We start from the raw sequence: 15,720 nt of genomic DNA, 5'->3' as shown, positions 1-15,720 counted from the left end.
GGCTCCGTTATGCGTGTTGTGTATGTGCGCGTGTATTTAGTCTTTGTAAATGCTGAAGTGCTCACGAGCGGCGATCAACTGCTCTTTGGTCAGCATGAATACGCCGTCACCGCCGTTGTCGAACTCCAGCCAGGTGAACGGTACATCCGGATATTGCTCTATCAGATGTACCATGCTGTTTCCGACTTCACAAATCAGAATACCGTTATCTGACAGGTAGTCCGGGGCGTTACCCAGAATGCGGCGGGTAAGTTTCAGCCCATCACTGCCGGACGCCAGACCCAGCTCAGGTTCGTGACGATATTCGTTTGGCAGATCGGACATATCTTCCGCATCGACATACGGCGGGTTGGTCACAATCAGGTCATACTGAACCTTCAGCAGATCGCGGAATAGATCGGAGCGGATCGGCGTAACATGATGGATCAGGCCGTGCTCTTCAATGTTGTGCTCGGTCACCGCCAGCGCATCAGTGGAAATGTCCACCGCATCGACTTCGGCTTCCGGGAAGGCATAGGCGCAGGCAATGGCAATACAGCCGCTGCCGGTACACATATCGAGGATATGCTGCGGCTGCTCATTAATCAGGCCCGCAAAGCGGTTATTGATAAGCTCGCCGATCGGTGAACGTGGAACCAGCACGCGTTCATCAACATAAAATTCATGCCCGCAGAACCAGGCTTTGTTGGTCAGATAAGCCACCGGAATGCGCTCGTTGACGCGGCGAATCACGCGTTCAACAATTCGATGGCGTTCGCTGGAAGTCAGACGCGCAGTGCGCATATCTTCTGGGATATCCAGCGGCAAATAAAGCGACGGCAGCACCAGCTGTACGGCCTCGTCCCATGGGTTATCCGTGCCATGGCCATACCAGATATTCGCCGCGCTAAAACGGCTGACCGCCCAACGCAACATGTCCTGAATGGTATGCAGTTCACTCACGGCTTCATCGACGAAAATTTTATCCACGTATTTCTCCAGGGCATGCTCGTATTAATTTCGGCGGCTAGTTTGCCACGAAGACGGCGATAAATCAGCATTCACGCGGAGCCTGAGCGCGAAAATTGCGTTTTAAGCGATCGGATGCCCGCCGAGTCGGGTTAAACTAACGGAAAATAAAAGATGAGACACTCGAATGAAAAAGAAAACATCGCTCAGCGAGGAGGATCAGACGCTGTTTCGCCAGCTGATGACCGGCACGCGTAAAATTAAACAGGACACTATTGTTCACCGACCGCCACGTAAAAAAATCACCGAGGTTCCGGTTAAAAAGCTGCTGCAGGAACAGGCGGATGCCAGCCACTATTTCTCGGACGAATTTCAGCCGCTACTGAATACGGACGGCCCGGTAAGATACCTGCGTGCCGACGTCAGCCATTTCGAACTGAAGAAAATGCGCCGTGGCGATTACTCCCCGGAGCTGTTTCTCGATCTGCACGGGCTGACCCAGCAGCAGGCCAAACAGGAGTTAGGCGCGCTGATTGCCGCCTGTCGTCGTGAGCATGTGTTTTGCGCCTGCGTGATGCACGGCCACGGGAAGCATATTCTTAAGCAGCAAACGCCGCTCTGGCTGGCACAACATCCGCATGTGATGGCCTTTCATCAGGCGCCGAAAGAGTACGGTGGTGACGCCGCGCTGCTGGTGCTGATTGAAGTGGAAGAGTGGCTGCCGCCCGAACTTCCCTGATGCAGAAAACAGAAAGAGCCGCATTTGCGGCTCTTTGATTTTCCGGATGGCGGCAGTGCCTTATCCGGACGATGAAACGTGGCACGGGTTCGATTAAATCGCCTTTGCCATTTTCAAATTACACGGGCTCATCTGCCAGTTGAAAATGCCCTTTCCGCTCTCATCAAGCGTTACGCTGGCAATCGCAGATGTGGTAAACATCGGCGGCGTTTCACCCGGGCAAAGCTCAGACACCAGATATCCCACTAACGGTAAGTGAGAAATTACCAGTGCCGTGGCGATACCTTCATTGGCCAGAGCCTGTAAATAGGCGCTGACCAGACCGACATCGCCGCAGGGAGTCAGCTCCGGCAAAACATCCACACCGGCTGGCAGGTTCATACACTCTCCCACCACATCCAGCGTCTGTTCGGCTCGTAGGAACGGGCTCACCAGAACACGTTCGATATCCACTTTTTGACCTTTAAGCCAGTTCGCCATCAGGCGAGATTCGTCACAACCACAAGAGGTTAAAGGACGAACCGAATCACTGGCGGCATCGAGGGCCGCGTCGCCGTGACGCATGATAAAAACTTGCATATTGCACCGCTTTTGTTAACCAGGATCACCAACACCTTTATTCACCGCCCCTATTGACCGTGGTAACGATGTGGTGGCCGGCATTGTGCCTTATCCATTCACCGAATGAAACGCTGTTTTTTACCTCAACGGCGTAAGTATAGTCAATCTCTGTTTACATTTTGAGCGCGACCCATACATTCGGTGCGGATTCATCCTACCTTTGACCTCATGAATTCAGGTCAGTTTCCCCGATATCCCAGAATCTTTCACCACGTTCCGCCATCTGCAATAACTGTTCACACGGCGTAAACCGTGAACCATATTGCGTGGACAGTCGTTGCAGAACCGCAACCACTTCACCCGTACCGAGAGAATCCATATACCGGAACGGGCCGCCGAGGAATGGCGGAAAACCAATACCAAATACAGCGCCGATATCGCCATCACGTGCGCTACGGACGACCTGCTCACCAAAACAGCGTGCTGCTTCGTTAAGCATTAACATGACACACCGCTCTGCAATTTGCGGGGCTGTGAGTTGGCCCTGACCCTGGACGCCAATAAGCGTATAAATTGCAGGGTCGACCTGTTTTTTGCTTTTACGCCCTTTCGCGCCATAAAGATAGAAACCCCGACCATTTTTTCTACCTTTGCGATCATCATTCAAAATTGAAGCAACAACATTTGCAGGTGCGCTAAAACGTTCTCCATAGGCGGCCTCAAGCACTGGTATAATTTTAGTGCCCGTATCAATTCCGACCTCATCCAAAAGTTGGATTGGCCCTACCGGAAAACCAAACTTAACCAGCGCGGCATCAATCGTCTCGACGCGCTCGCCTTCGGTCAGCATACGAATCGCTTCGTTGATGTAAGGCGCTAAAATACGGTTAACGTAAAAGCCAGCCTTATCCTGGACAACAATCGGCGTTTTGCCCTGCTTTTTCGCTAACTTAACGGTTGTGGCAATCGTCTGCTCAGAGGTTGTTGCATGCGGAATCACTTCCACCAGTGGCATTTTTTCTACCGGGCTAAAGAAGTGCAGACCAATTACCTGTTCAGGTCTGGTAGCATTAGCCGCAATATCGCCAATCGGTAAAGATGAGGTGTTTGACGCAAAAATAGTATGAGGGGCACAATTCTGCTCAACTTCTGCCACCATCTGTTGTTTTAACGACAGATCTTCGAATACCGCTTCAATAATCAGATCGCGATGCGCAAAACCGCGATAATCGGTGGTTCCCGAAATCAACGCCAGCTGTTTATCACGCTCGCTGGCTTTGATATGACGGCGGCGAACCTTCGTTTCAAGCTGCTCCCAACTGTACTTCAGCGCGTGGTTGATTCCCTTAGCATTAATATCTTTGATGCGCACCGGCACGCCACCTTTACAGGCTGTGACGTAAGCAATACCGCCGCCCATCAGGCCACCGCCCAAAATACCGACGCTATTCAGCGGGCCGGGCTTCGCTTCACTACCGGGATCTTTTTTTACATCGGTATTGGCAAAAAAGATGTTCCGTAGCGCCTTAGACTGCGAAGTCATCGCCAGCTCGCCAAACGCGCGGGCTTCCGCCTCATAGCCGCTGCTGCTGCCCTGCGCGAGACCGGTTTCGATCACCTCAAGAATGCGGTCCGTCGCAGGGTAGTTGCCCTGCGTTTTTTGCGCCGTCTTTTTGCTGACCATACGAAACAGCAGCGCACGTCCCAGCGGCCCCGCCAGCACGCGTTCACGTACGGGCAGAACCCGGTGTGCCGAGCTGTCTTTTTTGGCCAGTTCAACCGCGGCTTCCAGCAAAATGGTCTGTGGTACAACTTCATCCACCAACCCCACTTTTAGCGCCTGTTTTGCCCGGAGCTGTTTTCCTGTCAGGATCATATCCAGCGCAGTACTGACACCAATAAGACGGGGTAATCGCTGGGTGCCCCCGGAACCGGGAAGCAGGCCTAACTGTACTTCCGGCAACCCCAGTACGGTTTTAGCATCATCGGTACAAATACGGTTGTGGCACGCCAGCGCCATCTCCAGCCCACCGCCCAAACAGGCACCATGAATAGCGGCAACAACCGGGATCGGCAATGCATTAATTTCTGCCATGATCTGCTGCCCCTGACGGGCCAGCGTTTCGGCTTCCTGCGCGCTGCGACAGCTACCAATCATGTTGATATCCGCCCCGGCAATGAAGTTATCGGGTTTAGCCGAAATAAACACCACACCACGCAATGCTTTGTTATCGCGGATTTGTTTCAGAATAGCCCGCACCTGAGAAGCAAACTCTGCTTTCAGGGTGTTCATTTTCTCTCCGGGCACATCAATGGAGACAACGGCGACGTTATCCAGACGCACGTTGAGTGTAAAAGCCGATGTCATTTCCATTATTCCGCCTCCAGAACCATTGCCGCACCCAGACCACCAGCTGCACAGGCTGTCACTAAACCAAAACCGCCGCCACGACGACGCAGCTCATGGAGGGTTTGAGTGATCATGCGCGCACCGGTGGCAGCAAAGGGGTGTCCATAGGCAATTGAGCCACCCAGCACGTTAAATTTACTGTCATCGACTTCGCCAGTGGCGTGGGAGCGCCCCAGCACTTCGCGGGCAAAACGCTCGCTGCCCAGCAACTGGAGGTTCGCCAGCGTTTGTGCGGCAAAGGCTTCATGCATATCAATAAGCGTTAAATCCGCCATGGTTAAGCCTGCACGCTCCAGGGCAAGCGGCGTTGACCACGCCGGCCCCAACAGCATGTCCTGCCAGACATCAATGGCGGTAAAGGCAAAACTACGCAGATATCCCAGCGGTACCAGCCCTAACTCTTTCGCACGCGACTCCGTCATCATAATCACGGCGGCTGCGCCATCCGTCAGCGGAGTGCTGTTAGCCGCCGTAACGGTACCGTGTTTTCTGTCAAATGCCGGACGCAACCTCGCGTAATCCGCCATCGTCGAGTTACCGCGAATATTGTTATCTTCTGAAAAAGGATCTTTAAAGGGGGGAGTGTAGGTCGTCATCACCTCATCTGCGAGTTTTCCTTCAGACCAGGCCTGAGCTGCGCGCTGATGAGAACGGTGCGCCAGCGCATCCTGCTGCTCACGCGTGATGCCATAGGTTTTGGCCATTTGCTCGGCGGTATCTCCCATGCGTAAACCGGTGGAATATTCAGCCACTGCAGGTGGCACAGGCATCAGGTCGCGCAAGCGTAGTCGGGAAAAGAGCTTCAGACGTTGCCCGGTTGTGCGGGCTTTATTAACATCCACCAGTACTCGCGCCAGCTTTTTGCTGACACCAATAGGCAGAACGGAAGAGGAGTCTGCACCACCGGCAATCCCAGCACGAATAGTTCCGGCCATCAGGCTTTCCGCGACATTTGCCACGGCCTGAAAGCTGGTTGCACAAGCCCGGCTTACGCTGTAAGCATCTGTATGCACATTCATCCCGGTTCCCAGAACGATTTCCCGGGCAATGTTGGGGGCTTCTGGCATTTGCACCACCTGGCCAAAAACCAGCTGTTCAATCACTTCAGCAGGTATTTCGCTGCGGGCCAGCAATTCACCAACAACCATTTTTCCCAAATCAACGGCGGGAATGCCATGAAACGCGGTAGCCTGACGGGCAAATGGCGTACGCAATCCGCTCACGATGGCGATACGGTCGCCCTGGCGGGTAACCAGCGATAAAGCCTGACTCATAACACTCCCCTGTAAAAAATAAAAATAAGTGGTCTGACCTGATCACAGTCTTAACCAATTTTTTACATTTAGCCAAGCGAGGAGAAAAGAAAGTGAGAGCTATGACACAGTGAATAGTCACTGACTGTTACGAAAATGCCCTTGCCACCGGGTGGCAAGGGCATGAGCAGAAGGGATTAACGCAGGCCCAGCTGGAAAATCAGCGTTTCAGCTTCACAGGCAAAAACAAAATCGATATCCAGACGCACACCCTCTGACTCTTCAGTGAAAGTCGGGGTGATTTTGCAAGGTTCAGACTCTACGCTACGTGCCTTCTCAGTCAGAGCGGCCAGCGTTTCTTCTGCCTCTGCGCGATTCGCGAACACGCGGCTGTAGGAAGCGGTGCAATCGGAGTTGTCCATGATGGTGCCAACATCCATACAGCAGCAAACCGGGGTTTCATCAGCACTGCATTTACTCATTGTAGATTTCCTCTGTATTCGCACCCGAGGTGCCAGATAAACGATAGGGACATTTTACGCTCCCATTATTCGCCTCTCCAGTCGTTAATTGTGCGAAATGCGATAAGTGACCGAAATCACACTTAAAAATGATCTAAAACAAAAATCGCCCAAACAGGTGAGTGCGCGCACCTGCAATTTTGCCAGCTGGATCGCGTTTCTTAGATCAGAATTGAAAATATTTATAAACATACTTGCAACATTCCAGCTGGTCAGACCTATACTCTCGCCACTGGTCTGATTTCTATGTGGTACCTCAGACCCTACACTTCGCGCTCCTGTTACGGCATGTAACATAGTTTGTATAAAAATAAATCTATGAGGTTATGGTCATGAGCCAGAAAACCCTGTTTACAAAGTCTGCTCTCGCAGTCGCAGTGGCAATTATCTCCACACAGGCCTGGTCTGCAGGCTTTCAGTTAAACGAATTTTCTTCCTCTGGCCTTGGCCGGGCATATTCGGGTGAAGGCGCTATTGCAGATGATGCTGGTAACGCCAGTCGTAACCCCGCGCTGATCATGATGTTTGATCGCCCTACTTTCTCTGCGGGTGCGATTTTCGTTGACCCGGATGTCGATATTTCCGGGCGTTCGCGCATTGGTAATGACGCCAGCCAGGATAATATCGCCCCAACCGCCTGGATACCGAACGTGCATTTTGTTGCCCCGATTAACGATCAGTTTGGTTGGGGGGCGTCAGTTACCTCTAATTATGGTCTGGCAACGGAGTTTAACAATAATTACGCAGCCGGCTCGATGGGCGGAAAAACCGATCTGGAAACGCTGAACTTAAACCTGAGCGGCGCCTACCGTCTGAATAATCATTTTAGCTTCGGTCTCGGTTTTAACGCCGTCTATGCCAAAGCGAAGCTTGAGCGTTATGCAGGTGATCTGCCGCAGCAGATCGTTGCAGGCTCTGGTGGCAGGGTTCCTCCCGCCCTGGCCGCACAATACCCGGCAGATACGCAGATTGCGCGCCTGAAGGGTGACGAATGGGGCTTCGGCTGGAACGCCGGTATTCTTTATGAAGTGGATAAAGATAACCGTTACGGTTTCACCTACCGTTCGGAAGTAAAAGTTGACTTCGACGGTGATTACCGCAGCAGCCTGCCATCAATGGACCGTATTCCCGCGCAGTTGCGCCCGGTGTTTGCCAGCCTGCCTGCTGGCACTAACGGCAACACAATCGACGGATCACTTGATCTGAATCTGCCAGAAATGTGGGAGTTCTCAGGTTATAACCGCGTTGCGCCACAGTGGGCGGTTCACTACAGCATGGCATATACCAGTTGGAGTCAGTTCCAGGAGCTTAAAGCGAAAGGCAACAACGGCCAGACTCTGTTCTATAAAGAAGAAGGTTTCAAAGATTCTTACCGCATCGCGCTGGGTACGACCTACTACTACGATGATACCTGGACCTTCCGTACTGGTATCGCCTTCGATGATAGCCCAGTTCCAGCTAACCGCCGTTCCATCTCTATTCCGGATCAGGATCGCTTCTGGCTGAGTGCGGGTACAACCTATGCGTTTAATAAGGATGCTTCATTGGATGTCGGCATTTCTTATATGCACGGTCAGAAAGTGAAATTCGAAGAAGGCCCGTACTCCTTCGAATCAGAAGGGAAAGCCTGGCTGTACGGCATGAACCTGAACTACGCATTCTGATTTCCATCAGACGTAAAAAAGGTGAGCTTTTTAGCTCACCTTTTTATTTGCCTCAATTCCTTACTCAGAATCGATCTCTTTTAACTCATCCTGAATATCTTTTGCGTTCGGGTTTTCTTCTGGTTTGAGTTTACCGCCATTCGCAATAAAGTCATGACGCTGGAAGTAAGCTTCACGCACCATGATGTAAGGATCTGAAGATTGACGCAGCAGACCGTCAGAATCGAGCAGTTGCGCACGCGTTTCAATTCCTTCAACCGTCCATTTACCTATCGACAACGGCCAGGTTAACCAGGAGAGAACCGGATACAGCGTATCCACCATATCGCCGCCATCATCACGCAGCGTGAAACTGCCGTAGAACGGAAGCTGCATATATGGACCGTAACCGACATCATAATGGCCTAATGTGCTGCCGAAGCGGTGTGGTTCAACACGCTGCAACTTCGGATTCGCCATCCCCGCCACATCAATAAACCCGCCCATACCTAACAAGGTGTTGAGGAAGAAACGGGTAAAATGCACCATCCCCTGATAGGGGTCGCCTTGCAGGAAATAGTTAACCATGACAGCCGGTTCTTCAAGGTTGCCAGTAAAGTTGCTCAAACCATTACGGGCCGGCTGCGGAACATAATCACGCCAGGCTACAGCCACCGGGCGAACAACGTATGGATCCAACACATTAAAGTTGAAGTTGTACATGGTACGGTTGAACCCTTCAAATGGGTCCGAACGCCCCTGCTGTTCAGTACCGGAGCTCGCACACCCCACCAAAAGTGTGGTTCCCAGCGCAAGCGCCGACAGGCGAAGCTTCATAAGTGTCTCCCTGTGTATTATGGCTATCGCTGATTGCCATCCATGACGGAACGATGATGTATCCGCCTGATTAGATGTGAGCGATTGTAACAGCACGTCAATCGATGTCTATATGCCCTAACTTACTGATTTGATCATAGCCTGGTAATACAGACACAGTGATGGTTCATTTTAACGAAGCCAATAAAAACATGCGTTACCATTTTTGCGATTTCAGACTTTATCCACCAGCCTTCAAATAAAAACCGCTACGCTTTAGCAATACGTGCTTATTCAGGATCCTGGTATGAATGACATCGAAAAAGAGAAGATTGATCGCCACAGCGACGAGCTCCAGGTGGAAAGCGAAGAAAAGCGGAGCGGAAAAAAGATAGAGCTCAATGAGGACAGGCTCCCCTCACGTGCAATGGCGATCCACGAGCATATCCGCCAGGACGGAGAAAAAGAGATGGAACGTGACGCGATGGCGCTATTGTGGTCAGCCATCGCAGCCGGACTGTCAATGGGAGCATCGTTGTTGGCAAAGGGAATTTTTCACGTACAACTGGAGGGGGGTCCCGGCGGATTTTTGCTGGAGAATCTCGGTTATACCTTCGGCTTTATTATTGTGATTATGGCCCGCCAACAGCTCTTTACGGAAAATACCGTCACCGCCGTCTTACCCGTTATGCAAAACCCTACCCTCGGCAATTTTGGTTTGTTGATGCGTCTGTGGAGCGTAGTACTACTGGGTAATATTCTGGGCACCGGGGTTGCGGCATGGGCGTTTGAATACATGCCGATTTTTGATGAGGCGACCCGCGACGCCTTCGTCAAAATAGGCATGGATGTAATGAAAAATAGCCCGACGGAGATGTTTGCCAATGCCATTGTCTCCGGCTGGTTGATTGCCACGATGGTCTGGATGTTTCCCGCCGCCGGAGCCGCAAAGATTGTCGTCATTGTCCTGATGACCTGGCTGATTGCCTTAGGCGATACCACACATATCGTCGTGGGTTCCGTTGAAATTCTCTATCTGGTCTTTACTGGCACACTGCACTGGGGCGACTTTTTCTGGCCTTTTGCCTTACCGACACTGGCCGGGAATATCTGTGGCGGGACGTTTATCTTCGCGCTGATGAGCCACGCGCAGATCCGCAACGATATGAGCAATAAACGCAAGGAAGAAGCCAGGTTGCAAGCAAAGCGGGAAGCACAACCGCAGAAAAACCAGAAAAAACAGACCTGAATGGCGACTGTTTGAGCAGTCAGGCAGCCTGAGACTTACCGTTGAGAGTAAAAAACGCTATACTCATGCCGCTTCGTCCCCTTAGTTAAATGGATATAACGAGCCCCTCCTAAGGGCTAGTTGCAGGTTCGATTCCTGCAGGGGACACCATTCACATCTAGAACGCAACGCTCTGTTTTATTTCACCATCACGGTACTTGCCATAGCTCCACACAGTTTCTCCCCCGCCGTTTAGCGCCTGAGCATTTCGCGATGCCAGACAGGAGCCAGACCGGTTTGGCAAACCCCGTATTCTGGCATCCCGTTGGACGTTAAGGTTATAATCCTGACAACGATTTTATTGGATCAGATGCAAAAATGACAAAACTCACCCTACAAGAACAGATGCTGAAAGCTGGCTTAGTTTCCAGCAAAAAAATGGCGAAAGTGCAGAGAACGGCGAAAAAATCACGCGTTCAGGCCCGTGAAGCCAGAGAAGCGGTTGAAGAGAATAAAAAAGCACAAATTGAACGGGATAAGCAGTTAAGCGATCAACAGAAACAAGCGACGCTATCGAAAGAATACAAAGCGCAGATTAAGCAGCTTATTGAAATGAACAAAATCACCATTTCCAAAGGTGATATTGGGTATAACTTCACCGATAATAATCTGATTAAAAAAATCTACGTGGATAAGGTGACACAGGCGCAATTGATTAAAGGACGTCTGGCTATTGCCCGGCTGACTGCTGAAAGCGAGCGTGACAGCGAATATGCTATTATCCCGGCCATCGTTGCCGATAAAATTGCGCAGCGCGACGACAGCTACATCGTCTTAAATTGCGAGCTGAGTCAGGAAGCGAAAGACGAAGACGATCCGTATGCTGACTTCGTCGTACCTGACGATTTAATGTGGTAAGCGAAAAATGCCGGATAATGAGTCCGGCATTTTTTCTAATAATGAGGTGACGACTCAGATGTTCATTCAATTGCCCTTATCATAACCGCACCTCTTCTCTCTAGAACTTATAATGCTCTTTACTTAGCCCGTATTTTCTCATCCGCAAATACAGTTTTTTACGCGGGATTTGCAGATATTCTGCCACTTCATTAATACGCCCTTGATGAATATTTAGCGCTTCGGTAATGATTTGCCGCTCATACTCTTCAACCCGGCGATCCAACGGTGTCGGTTCCGGCATATGCAACTGCGGATTAGCGGTTTCCGCCAATGGCAGCAACCCAACGGCAAAAAGCTCTGCGGCGTTTGCCAGCTCTCGCACATTACTTAACCACACACGACGTCGCATCCCTTTTAGCAATTCCCCGTCGACCTCCGGAATGGGGTGGTTCAGACGCAGACAGGCTTTTTGCAGGTAATGGCGAAATAGCGGTTCAATATCGTCCGGGCGCAGGGATAGAGGCTGGCAGGCGATTTGCGTCATGGCGAAACAGTAATAGAGTTCGGCCACGATCTGGTTTGTTGCCGCCAGTTCCACCAGCGATGTCGTGCCAACACCAATTAGCCGAAAAGGGCGCCGCTCCTGACTTTGCAGGTGAACCAAATGGTGCTGCTGCTCGCGCGTCAGACACGCTATATGGCTTAATACCAGCGTCCCACCTTGCGCTTGAGCAATCAGCTCATCGAGCTGAGCGGTGTTCCCGGCGGTGAGTTCTGCGCGGATAAACGGCCCCTGGGCGCTACGCCCCAACTGATGCAAATAACGGGCTCCCGTCATACGTCCCGTCCCGGGTTCCCCATAAAACCAGACGGCAAGATCCGTTTCTGCCAGTTGCTGCAGCCGTTGACGGTACTGATTTATCCAGTCGCTGTAGCCAACCAGTTCAACCTGCAGCTTTTGCTGGCAGTAATGACGACGGGCAATCACAGATTTTCGCTGCTGCAATGCCTGTGCAACCAGCAACAGCAGCTTACCGGGATCGACCGGTTTTTGCAGAAAATCCCATGCCCCTTTTTTCACCGCATCCACCGCCATCGGCACATCACCATGTCCGGTAATCAGCAGGATCGGCAGCTGGTTATCATCCTGATGAAAAAGAGCCATCAGTTCGATACCGTTACAGCCAGGCATACACACGTCACTCAGGACGATACCGGGCCAGTCAGCCTGTAGCCAATTTCGGGCATCGTATGGGTTATTGCACGCGCATACCCGATAGCCTGCCTGCTCAAGCAACAAGGTGTAAGCATCAAGGACATCGGCATCATCATCAATCAGCAGAACAGAATATTCATCACTCAACATCTTCTACATCCGTCAGGTTGAATTGCAGTACCACGCAGGCATTGCGCCCCAGTGTCGATGCCAGGCGTAGCTCGCCGTTCATCTGCGTCATTAACGAGACACAAATTGATAGCCCAATACCGAGACCAACATCCTTACTGGTGGTAAACGGTTTTAATAGCGACGGTAGCAGCGCACCAGGCCAGCCGGGGCCATTATCGCTGACAAATACACACACCGTGCTGCCCTCAACCTGGCAGTGAACGTCAATCTTCGCGGCAACCGGACAGGCATCCAGCGCATTTGCCAGTATGTTTACCAGAACTTGCTGAATTCTCACCTCATCGCCCATAACCCACACGCGCTCAACCGGCAGCGAAAGCGTACCCTGCTGCGGTTTATGCCGCATAGACAATAACTCCCAGGCCGCGCTGAAGGTTTGCCGTAAATCGACCGGATGCAGCGGTGCCCCCGGCTCGGCCCGGCGCGCAAACTGTCGCAATGAGCGGATAATGGCATCGATACGGGTAATGAGTCCTTCGGCTTTGGTTAACGTGCTTCTGGCCTGCGCCAACTGCTCCTGTTCAATTGCCCTGCCCGCAGTAAACAGATACATCGACAATGCATTCAGTGGTTGATTGATTTCGTGGGCCAGCGTGGTCATGGTCTGTCCGACCACCGCCAGTTTCGCCGTCTGAATCAATTCGCCCTGGGTCGCTCGCAGATCGGCTTCAATCTCCTTACGCTCTGCCACTTCCTGTTCAAGCTGACTTTTTTGCGTATTGAGCTGACCCAGCGTATGGCGCAGTAACCCCGCAATGCGCCCTAGCTCATCACGACCATAAACCGGGATCGAGGCATCGGTTCTGCCAAGACCAATTTGCACCACGGCCTGGTTGAGCGCGGTAAAACGCTTCACCAACCGTGAACGGATAAAGTAGTGGTTTAGTCCCCAGGCAAGAAGCAGCGCCAACAGCGTCGCCAGCAAAATAAGCCCGCCGCTAACGCGAACAATCTGCTCCAGTCGCTGGTTAAACATCTGCATTTGTTGATGGCTACTTCCCAACTGAGCCTCAAGCAATGTTCGAAAACGACCAAGTGTAGCTTCTCTGGCATGACTGGCATCAACCAGCGCTTTTTGCGCCGCGACATAATCGCGCATCGTATCGGGCATTTTATTTTTCATCATCCCGATTTCCAGCAATTCGTCGATGGTTTGCCGCAACGTGATAGTACTGGGCCAGTCGTCCAGGGTGCGAATATTTTCATCCGCCGTTTTCTTCAGATTTTCCAGATAGCGAATATGATTCTCGACCAGCATGCCGTCGTCGCTACCTGACTTCAGTTCATTCAACCTGTCGCGTAAATCATCGACAATCTGGTTTTCAATTCTTGCCAGCGTGTACACCTGTTGCTGCTCATTCTGCACCTCCCTGGCGCGTTTCAGGTACAACGCCGCGTCGCCATTTTTCGCTTCAATTTGATCCAACAACGTTCCCTGCTGCCAGGTGAAATCCTGCACCAGAGAGTTCAGTTCGGTCGTGAAATCATCATGTAACCAGTCGATTCGCGCGGAAAGTTCGCTGACTTTTTCGCGTACCAGGAACATGTTGTAGAGCACCCTGTCCAGCTCGGTCATCAATGCCCGGCTATCTTGCAAAATCACCGCCAGCTGTTGCTGTTCCGCGGGTTGCAATCCCCGGCTCAGCAGTTCAATTTTGTCCAGATGTTCGATGATCTGATTACGCAGTTGCAGCCGTACGGTCGTATTGGGGGCAAGCAGGAATTCATTAAGCTGATCGACAACCAGGTTAAGATTCCCTTCAATCAAAAAAGCGGAATGTACGCGCGGAAAATAGTCATCGAGCGAATAGCGGATTTGCGAGCTTTGCTCATGCCAGGAATACAAACTGACACAGCTCACGCTCAGCGTCAGTAAAGCCCCCGTCAAAAAAGCCCCCCGCAAACTGCTGCTGATGCTGAGCTGACGAAGACGTTGCCATAGCGAACCGCCTTTCATTGTAGTTCTTCCAGTTTTGATATCGCCAGGCGCTGGTTTTTAAGAAACCAGAGTTGCCACTCCATCATTTGCTGTTCAGCAAAGCTTTTATTATCGAATTGAGCAAGCCAGGCTTCATCTTCGCTGTTCCTGGCGTCGATTGGGACCTGGGTTAACAGCGCTCTGATTTCGGGTAACGGGTGTTTCAGACGAGCTTCCGCACTGTACAGCGCTCGCCAGGCATCCTTAAGCTGCGCGAGGCGGAAACTGATGGCCGTATCAAACATCCTCTGGACCAGTTGTTGACGCTTCAGGATCAGACGGTAATTAAGCGGTGGCTGTTTCATCAAAATGGCCTGTTGGGCTGCACGCGGGTTATCTGCTGCCAGCGACGTTACCGGATATTTACCGGTATTCGCATCTGCAAGGATCCGCTGCCCTTCCGGGCTCAATAAATAGCGGATAAAACGTTGTGCTTCATTGGCACGCGGGCTGTTTTTCAGCACGGCTACGTAGGTCGGCGAGACCGCCGAGTGTGGGAAGTAAGTAAAAGTCAGATTGGGGTCATTGAGCAGCAGATTGGCATAGTTATCAATAACCGGTCCCGCAACGCCCAATCCGCTCTTAATTTTGTCCGCAACACCAAAGCTGCGTGATGAGATGGTCACCAGGTTCCCGGCACTGGCCAGCAATGTCGCCCAACCTTCTTGCCACCCTTTTTGTTGCAGCAGTGATTCAACCATCAGGTGATTGGTATCGGAGCGCGATGGGCTACTCATCAACAGAGCATTTTGATATTTAGGATGCGTTAAATCACCCCAGTCCGTCGGTGGTGGCAGATGTCGCGCCGTCAGTGCTGAACGATTAATCAGCAGACCAAATCCCGAGAGAGCCACGGCTACAGACGTCGACCGTATTGACTCAGGCACCAGACGCTGGCTTTCCGGCAATGCATTATCAAAAGGAGCAAGTTTCTGATGCTCCTGAAGATGCTGCAGTAGCATCGGCGAAGAGGTCAAAATCAGGTCAACGTTCTCCGCATTCGCGGTATCGAGCAGTTGTTCGAGAGAAGAACTGGTCCGGTTTAGCGTGCGGATCATCACTGATCCCGGCTCCGTTTGCCAGCGCTGAATAATCCAGGCCGTTGCCCCCGGGGAAAACGTCGTCGCCATCACCAGCTCCTTCCCCTGTGCCAGACAGGTCGCCGACAGCGACATAAAACACAGTGAGAGCGCCAACAAACTACCCCGACAGAAAAGTCTGTTTGTGATCCTGCTCATAAATACCAACATCTTCGAAAAATAATATTGAGACAAAATTTACCCGTTTATCACGACACATGGAAAAGATAAAACTG

General features: G+C 51.6%; 13 protein-coding genes and 1 tRNA gene. 5 read left to right on the top strand and 9 right to left on the bottom strand.

Annotation, left to right across the window (positions count from 1 at the left end):
* Positions 1–36: 36 nt before the first annotated feature.
* Complete coding sequence (gene prmB / locus FDX24_RS14230) at positions 37–969, bottom strand: 50S ribosomal protein L3 N(5)-glutamine methyltransferase (RefSeq protein ID WP_043017082.1); 933 nt, start codon at positions 967–969, stop codon at positions 37–39.
* 166 nt (positions 970–1,135) lie between these two features.
* On the opposite strand from prmB, the gene smrB reads away from it, so the two are divergent.
* Positions 1,136–1,687, top strand: a complete 552-nt coding sequence (gene smrB / locus FDX24_RS14225; RefSeq protein WP_048211042.1) for an endonuclease SmrB — start codon at positions 1,136–1,138, stop codon at positions 1,685–1,687.
* A 93-nt stretch (positions 1,688–1,780) separates the two neighbouring features.
* Here the strand turns inward: smrB and sixA are convergent, their stop codons facing one another.
* From sixA to FDX24_RS14205, 4 genes are all read right to left on the bottom strand, one after another.
* Positions 1,781–2,266, bottom strand: a complete 486-nt coding sequence (gene sixA, locus FDX24_RS14220; protein WP_048211041.1) for a phosphohistidine phosphatase SixA — start codon at positions 2,264–2,266, stop codon at positions 1,781–1,783.
* 208 nt (positions 2,267–2,474) lie between these two features.
* Positions 2,475–4,622: a fatty acid oxidation complex subunit alpha FadJ gene (gene fadJ, locus FDX24_RS14215; RefSeq protein ID WP_137364503.1), complete on the bottom strand. Its 2,148-nt coding sequence runs from the start codon at positions 4,620–4,622 to the stop codon at positions 2,475–2,477.
* Complete coding sequence (fadI, locus tag FDX24_RS14210) at positions 4,622–5,932, bottom strand: acetyl-CoA C-acyltransferase FadI (protein WP_061068237.1); 1,311 nt, start codon at positions 5,930–5,932, stop codon at positions 4,622–4,624. Before fadI ends, fadJ begins: the two co-directional genes overlap by 1 nt.
* A gap of 176 nt (positions 5,933–6,108) precedes the next feature.
* Positions 6,109–6,393, bottom strand: a complete 285-nt coding sequence (locus tag FDX24_RS14205) for a YfcZ/YiiS family protein (protein WP_005129756.1) — start codon at positions 6,391–6,393, stop codon at positions 6,109–6,111.
* Positions 6,394–6,764: 371 nt separating this feature from the next.
* Between FDX24_RS14205 and fadL the strand changes: the two genes are divergently transcribed.
* The gene (gene fadL, locus FDX24_RS14200; protein WP_061068238.1) at positions 6,765–8,096 is read left to right on the top strand and encodes a long-chain fatty acid transporter FadL; all 1,332 of its coding nucleotides are present in this window, start codon (positions 6,765–6,767) and stop codon (positions 8,094–8,096) included.
* 60 nt (positions 8,097–8,156) lie between these two features.
* Here fadL and mlaA read toward each other — a convergent pair whose 3' ends face one another.
* A complete protein-coding gene (gene mlaA / locus FDX24_RS14195) occupies positions 8,157–8,912 on the bottom strand; it encodes a phospholipid-binding lipoprotein MlaA (protein ID WP_005129765.1) in 756 nt (251 codons plus the stop codon).
* Between the two features lie 286 nt (positions 8,913–9,198).
* Here mlaA and FDX24_RS14190 point away from each other — a divergent pair, with 286 nt between their 5' ends.
* The 3 genes from FDX24_RS14190 to FDX24_RS14180 all read left to right on the top strand — a co-directional run bounded on the left by FDX24_RS14190 (position 9,199) and on the right by FDX24_RS14180 (position 11,037).
* Positions 9,199–10,140 (top strand): formate/nitrite transporter family protein, encoded by a 942-nt coding sequence (locus FDX24_RS14190; RefSeq protein WP_137364502.1) that lies wholly within the window; start codon positions 9,199–9,201, stop codon positions 10,138–10,140.
* 75 nt (positions 10,141–10,215) lie between these two features.
* A tRNA-Arg gene (locus FDX24_RS14185) sits at positions 10,216–10,290 on the top strand.
* A 207-nt stretch (positions 10,291–10,497) separates the two neighbouring features.
* Positions 10,498–11,037: a DUF2058 domain-containing protein gene (locus FDX24_RS14180; protein ID WP_048211015.1), complete on the top strand. Its 540-nt coding sequence runs from the start codon at positions 10,498–10,500 to the stop codon at positions 11,035–11,037.
* Between the two features lie 100 nt (positions 11,038–11,137).
* Here the strand turns inward: FDX24_RS14180 and pgtA are convergent, their stop codons facing one another.
* Genes pgtA through pgtC form a run of 3 tightly spaced genes read right to left on the bottom strand, consistent with a single transcriptional unit; the run spans position 11,138 to position 15,580 of the window.
* Positions 11,138–12,385 carry a two-component system response regulator PgtA gene (pgtA, locus tag FDX24_RS14175; RefSeq protein ID WP_048212549.1) on the bottom strand — a complete coding sequence of 416 codons (1,248 nt, stop codon included), beginning with the start codon at positions 12,383–12,385 and terminating at the stop codon, positions 11,138–11,140.
* On the bottom strand, positions 12,375–14,384 hold the full coding sequence (gene pgtB, locus FDX24_RS14170; protein WP_137364501.1) for a two-component system sensor histidine kinase PgtB: 2,010 nt from the start codon (positions 14,382–14,384) through the stop codon (positions 12,375–12,377). Before pgtB ends, pgtA begins: the two co-directional genes overlap by 11 nt.
* Positions 14,381–15,580: a phosphoglycerate transport regulator PgtC gene (pgtC, locus tag FDX24_RS14165; protein WP_105242214.1), complete on the bottom strand. Its 1,200-nt coding sequence runs from the start codon at positions 15,578–15,580 to the stop codon at positions 14,381–14,383. The genes pgtB and pgtC overlap by 4 nt, the downstream gene beginning before the upstream one ends.
* Positions 15,581–15,720: the final 140 nt, after the last annotated feature.

The organism is Citrobacter sp. wls716, from assembly GCF_005280975.1.
GTDB lineage: Bacteria > Pseudomonadota > Gammaproteobacteria > Enterobacterales > Enterobacteriaceae > Citrobacter > Citrobacter youngae.
Note: the sequence above shows the minus strand (reverse complement) of the source record. Positions and strands in the feature narration are given on the sequence as shown.

What these genes read in the sequence shown, in the direction of transcription:
- pgtB (WP_137364501.1), bottom strand. Translation starts at nt 14,384, where the DNA reads ATGAAAGGCGGTTCGCTATGGCAACGTCTTCGTCAGCTCAGCATCAGC.
- pgtA (WP_048212549.1), bottom strand. Translation starts at nt 12,385, where the DNA reads ATGTTGAGTGATGAATATTCTGTTCTGCTGATTGATGATGATGCCGAT.
- FDX24_RS14190 (WP_137364502.1), top strand. Translation starts at nt 9,199, where the DNA reads ATGAATGACATCGAAAAAGAGAAGATTGATCGCCACAGCGACGAGCTC.
- fadL (WP_061068238.1), top strand. Translation starts at nt 6,765, where the DNA reads ATGAGCCAGAAAACCCTGTTTACAAAGTCTGCTCTCGCAGTCGCAGTG.
- fadI (WP_061068237.1), bottom strand. Translation starts at nt 5,932, where the DNA reads ATGAGTCAGGCTTTATCGCTGGTTACCCGCCAGGGCGACCGTATCGCC.
- smrB (WP_048211042.1), top strand. Translation starts at nt 1,136, where the DNA reads ATGAAAAAGAAAACATCGCTCAGCGAGGAGGATCAGACGCTGTTTCGC.
- FDX24_RS14205 (WP_005129756.1), bottom strand. Translation starts at nt 6,393, where the DNA reads ATGAGTAAATGCAGTGCTGATGAAACCCCGGTTTGCTGCTGTATGGAT.
- pgtC (WP_105242214.1), bottom strand. Translation starts at nt 15,580, where the DNA reads ATGTCGCTGTCGGCGACCTGTCTGGCACAGGGGAAGGAGCTGGTGATG.
- sixA (WP_048211041.1), bottom strand. Translation starts at nt 2,266, where the DNA reads ATGCAAGTTTTTATCATGCGTCACGGCGACGCGGCCCTCGATGCCGCC.
- FDX24_RS14180 (WP_048211015.1), top strand. Translation starts at nt 10,498, where the DNA reads ATGACAAAACTCACCCTACAAGAACAGATGCTGAAAGCTGGCTTAGTT.
- mlaA (WP_005129765.1), bottom strand. Translation starts at nt 8,912, where the DNA reads ATGAAGCTTCGCCTGTCGGCGCTTGCGCTGGGAACCACACTTTTGGTG.
- fadJ (WP_137364503.1), bottom strand. Translation starts at nt 4,622, where the DNA reads ATGGAAATGACATCGGCTTTTACACTCAACGTGCGTCTGGATAACGTC.